11 protein-coding genes are annotated in these 6,283 nt (G+C 61.1%); 1 reads left to right on the top strand and 10 read right to left on the bottom strand.

Translation table 11 applies throughout. The features are described 5' to 3' along the window. Positions 1 to 495: 495 nt before the first annotated feature. From FHT02_RS19685 to FHT02_RS22125, 6 genes are all read right to left on the bottom strand, one after another. On the bottom strand, positions 496 to 837 hold the full coding sequence (locus FHT02_RS19685; RefSeq protein ID WP_184091644.1) for a hypothetical protein: 342 nt from the start codon (positions 835 to 837) through the stop codon (positions 496 to 498). A 305-nt stretch (positions 838 to 1,142) separates the two neighbouring features. Beyond that, the gene (locus FHT02_RS19680) at positions 1,143 to 1,778 is read right to left on the bottom strand and encodes an SOS response-associated peptidase family protein (RefSeq protein ID WP_184091652.1); all 636 of its coding nucleotides are present in this window, start codon (positions 1,776 to 1,778) and stop codon (positions 1,143 to 1,145) included. 120 nt (positions 1,779 to 1,898) lie between these two features. Continuing rightward, a complete protein-coding gene (locus FHT02_RS19675) occupies positions 1,899 to 2,879 on the bottom strand; it encodes a GGDEF domain-containing protein (RefSeq protein ID WP_184091643.1) in 981 nt (326 codons plus the stop codon). Between the two features lie 31 nt (positions 2,880 to 2,910). Beyond that, on the bottom strand, positions 2,911 to 3,105 hold the full coding sequence (locus FHT02_RS19670) for a hypothetical protein (RefSeq protein ID WP_184091641.1): 195 nt from the start codon (positions 3,103 to 3,105) through the stop codon (positions 2,911 to 2,913). Positions 3,106 to 3,323: 218 nt separating this feature from the next. Next, the gene (locus tag FHT02_RS22130; protein WP_343057012.1) at positions 3,324 to 3,620 is read right to left on the bottom strand and encodes a hypothetical protein; all 297 of its coding nucleotides are present in this window, start codon (positions 3,618 to 3,620) and stop codon (positions 3,324 to 3,326) included. Between the two features lie 18 nt (positions 3,621 to 3,638). Continuing rightward, on the bottom strand, positions 3,639 to 3,833 hold the full coding sequence (locus FHT02_RS22125) for a hypothetical protein (RefSeq protein ID WP_343057011.1): 195 nt from the start codon (positions 3,831 to 3,833) through the stop codon (positions 3,639 to 3,641). A 122-nt stretch (positions 3,834 to 3,955) separates the two neighbouring features. Here FHT02_RS22125 and FHT02_RS19660 point away from each other — a divergent pair, with 122 nt between their 5' ends. Beyond that, positions 3,956 to 4,321 carry a hypothetical protein gene (locus FHT02_RS19660; protein WP_184091639.1) on the top strand — a complete coding sequence of 122 codons (366 nt, stop codon included), beginning with the start codon at positions 3,956 to 3,958 and terminating at the stop codon, positions 4,319 to 4,321. An 89-nt stretch (positions 4,322 to 4,410) separates the two neighbouring features. Here FHT02_RS19660 and FHT02_RS19655 read toward each other — a convergent pair whose 3' ends face one another. From FHT02_RS19655 to FHT02_RS19640, 4 genes are all read right to left on the bottom strand, one after another. Beyond that, positions 4,411 to 4,632, bottom strand: a complete 222-nt coding sequence (locus FHT02_RS19655; RefSeq protein WP_184091637.1) for a hypothetical protein — start codon at positions 4,630 to 4,632, stop codon at positions 4,411 to 4,413. A 309-nt stretch (positions 4,633 to 4,941) separates the two neighbouring features. Next, the gene (locus FHT02_RS19650) at positions 4,942 to 5,301 is read right to left on the bottom strand and encodes a hypothetical protein (protein WP_184091630.1); all 360 of its coding nucleotides are present in this window, start codon (positions 5,299 to 5,301) and stop codon (positions 4,942 to 4,944) included. Positions 5,302 to 5,655: 354 nt separating this feature from the next. Further along, positions 5,656 to 6,021, bottom strand: a complete 366-nt coding sequence (locus FHT02_RS19645) for a DUF3768 domain-containing protein (RefSeq protein ID WP_184091628.1) — start codon at positions 6,019 to 6,021, stop codon at positions 5,656 to 5,658. Beyond that, complete coding sequence (locus tag FHT02_RS19640) at positions 6,018 to 6,281, bottom strand: hypothetical protein (protein WP_246352575.1); 264 nt, start codon at positions 6,279 to 6,281, stop codon at positions 6,018 to 6,020. Before FHT02_RS19640 ends, FHT02_RS19645 begins: the two co-directional genes overlap by 4 nt. Between the last annotated feature and the right edge of the window lie 2 nt (positions 6,282 to 6,283).

The raw sequence follows: 6,283 nt of genomic DNA, 5'->3' as shown, positions 1-6,283 counted from the left end.
GCTGTAATGATGGTGGGGAGCACGGCGACATTGGCGTGTCCATCGTCGATGCGAAACGTGATGGCCATCTCGACCTCCTTCGTTGAAACCGCACCTACCTCACCCTCTCTCCTCCACCTGATCGCCGCTGGTGGCCTGTGCGCTGACGGGCCCGATCCGCCGCCGCCAGCGTTGATGGGGAGACAATTGGAGAGCCGAGATGATGTACGATCCAGAGGACCAGAACTCCGCTCCGGACGAGCAGGCGGAGGACATGGAAGAGGCGCAGAAAGATGCCGCCCATGAGCGTGAGGAAAACGGCGGCTATCAGTAGGTCCAGGCACCGCTGCTAGCGCGGCCGGCGAGGCGTAGCGGCGGCGAGACCGAAGGGTCGAAGCCGCCCGCGAGCGAGCCGACCAGGCCGGCATGACCGTGAACAGCAAAAGGCCCCGCGGTTACCCGCGAGGCCCTTGCGTGTGCGTCTGAGCCGAAGGGCCGAAGCCCCCCGGCTTTGTGTCAGAGTGGAAGCTTCGCCACGATGCCTACCGCAGCTCCGGCGGTCGCAATTACCGTGGCAGTCGCGGCGACCAACCAGCGGAGTGTGTTGATATCGCCCCGCATGCTTGAGACTGCCGTCTGCATACTGAGATTGACCGATTCCACCTTCGTCGCGAGCGCGTCGATCTTGCCGTTCTGCGTTCCGACCAGCGCGACCAGCGTGTCGATCTTGTTCTCAAGTGGCTTAACGGCGCCCGCGACCGACATTTCGATATGCTCCTCGACAACCTCGACGGCCTTTGCCGCGATCTCGTCATCGATATTAATGCTTTTCAGCGCGCGAAACAATGAGACCTGCATGTCTTCCTCCTTCTTCTTCAAGACGATTTTCGCAGGAGGGCAGCGCGGTGAGGGTCAAGGATCGCGCAGCGACCGCTTTAGCGGCGATGGGGGCAACGATTTTCCCGCAGGGAAAATGGTGGGGCCCCGTCGTCCTTGAGGCTCACCGCGCAGGCCGGGATAATCGGACGACTTGAGAGAGAGTTTTACCCCCCGCGGCAGCAGCACGCGGCGGGCTCGATGCCCGTCACGTGCTTCTTGTGCCGATGCGTAGCCAGGGGAGGCCCGACGGGGCCGGACCGCAGCGAGCGAGCCGGCAGCCGGTGTTAAGCGTCGACCTCGATCAGGTCTCCGCGCGGTGTCTCCACTTGATGGTGCATAGGTCCGTCGTAAGGCCGCACGAGCGCCTTGGCGGCGTCCGTGTCTCCGTCCAGCCATGTGAGCAGGTCGCACGGTTTCAGGATCACCGGCATGGCTTTCGGGTGCCACGGCCGCACAATGTCGTTCGGCTCTGTGGTCCCGAAAGCGAAGGCCTCCCCGCGCTCGGTCGGCCGCCACAAGCCTGCGAAAAAGCCGATCGGCTGATCCGGGAGGGAGAACCACATTTGCTTAGGCTGGCCGTCGTCACCCTTGCCGCCCTCGGGGTGTGGCTCGGCAAAGTGCGTGAAAGGCACGATGCAGCGCCGCTCGGGATTTTTGAGCGACGGCGACCACATGCTCGAGCTGAGATTGCGAGCGTTGGTGACGTACTTGGACAGCTTGATTTCAGGGTCGCGCTTGCTCGGGATTTTTGTCGGGAAGCCCCATTCCATGAGCACCATTTCGAGGGGCCGATTGCCGCCTGCCGCGCGCCGCACAACGGGTCCGTGGCGCGCCGTTTTTGTGCCTGTCGGGAAGATCTCGCGAGCCGGAGGAAAGGTCTCGTCGGAAGCGTAAGGAGCCTCGAAACCGCACGCGCGCATCACTGCGGCTTGCTTGGCTGAAGACCTATTACACCAACGATCAGATGGCGGAGCGGCCAACGGCGGCAGCGCTGATGGTGTCGAAGGCGTTCTCGCGCGGCAAGTAGGAGGGAGGGCGCGCTACGGCGCGCCGTCCAGCCCTACCAAGTTGGTTTCGCTCAACACCTGGTTACGGCCGTTGCGCTTGGCGCGCTGAAGAAGGGCCTCCGCGGCTTCGATGATCTCAGCAGGGGATCGTCCGCGCGAGGCCACCACGCCGGCTGAGAAGCTGATCGTACCTAGCGGCTGATCGCTGTCACGGACGCGGAGCCGCTTAGCGGTGAGGGTGGCGCGGGCTTTCTCGACCAGAGCCGCCGCACTGCCGATTGCGGCGCTCTCCAGGATGATGAGAAACTCCTCGCCGCCCCAGCGGCCGACAAGGTGGGGCGCACAGCAATCTTCGAGTGTAGTGGCGAGCAGCTTGAGGACGCGATCGCCGACCCCGCTCCCATGCACGTCGTTGAGCTGCCGAAAGTGGTCGATGTTGACCAGGGCGGTGCAGCAGCTTCCCTCGGCCGCTGCAGCGAGGTTCCGCTCAGTGGCAGCGCGGTTGTATAGTCCTGTAACCGGATCCCGGCTCTCACCCCGTGCGACGAAACTAAGCTCATCGCGTAGTGCTTGCGCTTGGCGGATCGTCTCCTCCAGCTTCTTCTCGGCTTCTGCGGTCTGGAGGATCATCGCTGCGACGATCGCTCGCGTGTTGAGGTCGGCCGCGTCCAGTAGCGAGGCCGATGCTTGCACCAGGTTGCGGTTGAGCATCGAGGTAGCGTCGAGCGTACCGCGGATGATGTCGAGCAGCCGCAGCGTAACCTGATCGAGTTTCGGCACGAGCTGACCAAGCGGGAATTCCGATGAAGCGGCCTCCGGATTCAAACGTTCCACATCGTCGGCACTGATCCGGGTTCGACGATCGATCAGGTCGTGAACCTTGGACGAGAAATCCGCCTCATTCCCGAACAAGTGGCGGTGCGCGAACGTGTAGTGCGTCGGCGTGTGCTCCAGGTCGTGTTCGTCGAGGAAGCGCAGCACCTGCATCCCTGGTGCCTCTGTCTCATCGTTCATCGCTTCACTCCGTTTCGAATGACGGCTTAGCTCAAGCCACGCAAGCGAGGACCATTTCGGGTGCGGTGGGCAGTTCTGCTGCAACGCGGAAGGGCTGGACCGGGTCGCCGGTGCCAACGACGAACTGATCGACACCGCTGGCCTCGCGGAGCCTCACTGCGACGGCGTAGGCGTTCTCCAGCGAAGCAAGGCGCGCGCGGCGCGGCGAAGGCAAGATGCTGCTCATACGGGGGTTCTCATCAATGGAAGTGAAAGGTTGGCTGTGGTAGCCGATGAAACATCACCGAACGGTCAGCGTTCGTTGTTGAACCATCGCATACCGAGGGCTCTCTGGATGGATGGGGTCGGAAGCACTGCCGTGGCTTCCGGCCCCATCTGCGTTCTGCACCGCGCGCCGAAAGTTCGTGCTTTCGAGTACGATTACCCGGGTAGCGGGAATCGCGGTCAAGTGACCGGATTGAGCAGCTCCAATGCCGCACAAGCTTCAGCTGGGTAGGCGCTTGTCAGATTGCCGTGCAGCTTCTGGAAGTCCGCGAGGGCGAAGCGCCCGTCAGGTCCAGGCCGGGTGATAACCAAAGCGCTGATGATGATGTCCTGGAGCTTCCGCACGTCCTTGGGATCCCCGTCCTCACCATAGGTGACCGGAGGAGTGAAACCCGCCTCGAGCCAGGTGCCTAGCCCTTCCTCAACGACGTTCAGGTAGTCGGCTGCAGCGCCGATGGTGGCGTCATCATCATCCACGCGAACGCCAAGCGTGTATTAGGTCCCGAAGTCGTGAGGGTTTCGCAGCTCTACCAGAGGGCATCCCGCCGGCGGCGAACCGTACTGCGCGATGATCGCGGCACGATATGCTGCGACCTCCAGCTTGTTGATCCGCTCGAAATCCGGTGTTTGGCCAAGTTGCGCGCAGGGTTCGCTCGCTGGCGCGCCGCCGATGTCGATAACAAAGGGCATTGGGCTTCTCCCGGATCACCATGATCCGGCCATCCCTCCCCCCTCTACTCCGTCGCTAAAGTCGTGTACGCGACGCTGATTTGTCGTTGCGCTCATGCATCGATCAAGATCTTCTACAGACCTTGGGGTTCGACATGCTTCATTCCATCATCACGCTGGTTGCAGCCTTCCTTCCATCGGCAAGCGCGGCAGGGCCAACGTTCCCGTCCAAGTTCCATGGTGAATGGGCCCGTGTTCTGACGGATTGCAACTCGCGCGGCGGCGAGAATGTGTCAGGATTCACGATCCGGGCCTCTTCGATCACCTATTACGAAGAAACCATGGAGCTGCAGCAGGTCCAGGTGAGAGGCGATAGCCTGACGTACACCGGCAAGTTGATCTGGGCTGACGGTGAGGACACGTCTAGCGGCAAGCTTCGCCTTTCAAGCGACGGTAGTCGTTTGTTCGGCGCATCTGACACCGAGAGCCTTGTGCGCTGTCCAGCGTGATGGTGAGCCAATAAGCGTGCTGGGTGGCGTTGGAGGTTCAGCTTGGCATTCACATAGAAAAAGAGAGAGGCCGAAGCCTCCCCCTTTGTTCAGCTGAACAGCTTCAGAAACGCTGGCGCGAGGCCGATAGCTGCGAGGATGAAGCCTACCAAGGCGATGACCCAAGTCTGCGCCTTTAGCTGGGCTTCTACGCCTGCGTTCGCTTCCTTGATCTTCACTGCCAGATACTCCTCAAATGCCTTAACAACCTCGGTTGCCTGATCGTCGCTCAAGTTAAGGGACTTCAGGGCTTTAAACAATGCGATGTGCATTCGGTTCTCCTTCTCGATGATTGGAGGTGAACACACGGTATGGGCTCCGGCGCTGGCTGTCAGGGACCGCGAAGCGGCCGCGCCAGCGGGGAGTGGGGGAGCCGATTTGCGCAGCAAATTGGGGGAACCGCTCATCCTTGATAGGCAGCGCGCACCCATGCCAAACTGCAACATTCAATAGAGAGAAAAACCACCACGGACGGTGGATCAGCCCGATCGGCAACGCCGATCTGCCGGCAGCGCCGGCATTCCTTGCCCTTGGGTCAGCTAACGACGCGACCGCAGAGACATCGGCCCTTCTGACGATCCTCAGTCGGAGATGAGGATCTCTTCGGGTTCGCCCGAAGCTGCTCTGAACACTAAAACGCGGCTGTAGTCGTTGGAGACTAGCAGCCGATCGGCACCTGCGGGAACGACGAAGGTCTGCTCGGTGCCATGCACCTGCTCAATCGTCTCCTGGACCTGCTTTGTCTCACCGCGCTCCACTCTCATCTCGGAACACTTGTCCCATGCCACGTACATGAACGGCTCCCCGTCACTCCAGGTGCCGCGGATGGTGCAGACCGTCTTGTCTTTACCCTCAAGCTTCTGGCCAGCGACGTTAAACGCCTTCGTCGCTTGTGCAGGAACGCTCCCAAAGATCGCTGGAATCATCATCAGAAAGTACATCACTGATCATCCTTGGTGGGCTCGCGCAGAGGCTCGTGAGGGTTGCTTAGATCTGCCGACTAGGTGGCCTTGAGGGCCCGTCCGCATAATCTTGAAGCAGTTTTGCGCGCGTTCCCACCGGTATGGTCGCGAACGGCTCCACCACAGCGATCGCCGCTTCAGGGGTGCGTAGCTCCCATAGTCTGCGCCAACCCACACGATCGGATCCTCATTGGGAGACGCTGTGCTGAACACCTGTGCGAAGAACGTCTCCAGCGGTCGATCCCATCCGACAATGGCATGGTCCACGTCGTTTCGGTCGGCCCTCGGCTCAAGCTTGTATCGGCTCATGGTGCTCCCTCCCAAACGTCAGACTCAATAGTCACTCACCAGCATGATAGTCATCACGCGGCGCGTGACTGAAGCGTCGGCAGGATCTTCCGAGCCATACTCCAATGCCGGATCATAATAATCGATTTTGAAGCAGATCCGTCCACCCGCGAACTCCAGTGAACCGTAGTCGCGCTCAGGGCCGTCCCCTGGCTTGAACTCGTAGCCGCGGATCGCCTTCAGCAGGTTGGCGCCGGCGATCACGCTGGTGACGGTATCGCCGCCGCCAATGGTCGCGAGACAGTTCTGCGTGAACATGGTCTTGGACGTCCGATCCAATCCCAACCGGCATCGATCATTCAGGTTAGCTATGCGCGAATTGCGGCAAGGTGTGATTGCAGTCGTCGTCATGCTGCCTCCGGCAGGCCGGCGTTGAAACGCTCGAGCCAGTCTTTCATGGTTGGGCGGTTTTTGAGCGGCATCCTCGCGGCTGCGGCTTGAAACTCGATCAGCGACGTTGGCGCTTGAGCAATGATCTTCTCGATCTGCTGCCTCAACGTACTGGTGGAGACTCGCGCGGCACCCAGACCGTTCTGAAGCGGCTTCGTCGGTACGATCAGGAAGTCGCCGACCTGAAGGTGTGCTGAGTGAGCAACGCGGGCGGTCGTCAATC

The sequence above is a fragment of the Sphingomonas xinjiangensis genome, from assembly GCF_014199255.1.
GTDB lineage: Bacteria > Pseudomonadota > Alphaproteobacteria > Sphingomonadales > Sphingomonadaceae > Sphingomonas > Sphingomonas xinjiangensis.
Note: the sequence above shows the minus strand (reverse complement) of the source record. Positions and strands in the feature narration are given on the sequence as shown.

What these genes read in the sequence shown, in the direction of transcription:
- FHT02_RS19655 (WP_184091637.1), bottom strand. Translation starts at nt 4,632, where the DNA reads ATGCACATCGCATTGTTTAAAGCCCTGAAGTCCCTTAACTTGAGCGAC.
- FHT02_RS19685 (WP_184091644.1), bottom strand. Translation starts at nt 837, where the DNA reads ATGCAGGTCTCATTGTTTCGCGCGCTGAAAAGCATTAATATCGATGAC.
- FHT02_RS19645 (WP_184091628.1), bottom strand. Translation starts at nt 6,021, where the DNA reads ATGACGACGACTGCAATCACACCTTGCCGCAATTCGCGCATAGCTAAC.
- FHT02_RS22125 (WP_343057011.1), bottom strand. Translation starts at nt 3,833, where the DNA reads ATGCCCTTTGTTATCGACATCGGCGGCGCGCCAGCGAGCGAACCCTGC.
- FHT02_RS19670 (WP_184091641.1), bottom strand. Translation starts at nt 3,105, where the DNA reads ATGAGCAGCATCTTGCCTTCGCCGCGCCGCGCGCGCCTTGCTTCGCTG.
- FHT02_RS19650 (WP_184091630.1), bottom strand. Translation starts at nt 5,301, where the DNA reads ATGTACTTTCTGATGATGATTCCAGCGATCTTTGGGAGCGTTCCTGCA.
- FHT02_RS19675 (WP_184091643.1), bottom strand. Translation starts at nt 2,879, where the DNA reads ATGAACGATGAGACAGAGGCACCAGGGATGCAGGTGCTGCGCTTCCTC.
- FHT02_RS19680 (WP_184091652.1), bottom strand. Translation starts at nt 1,778, where the DNA reads ATGCGCGCGTGCGGTTTCGAGGCTCCTTACGCTTCCGACGAGACCTTT.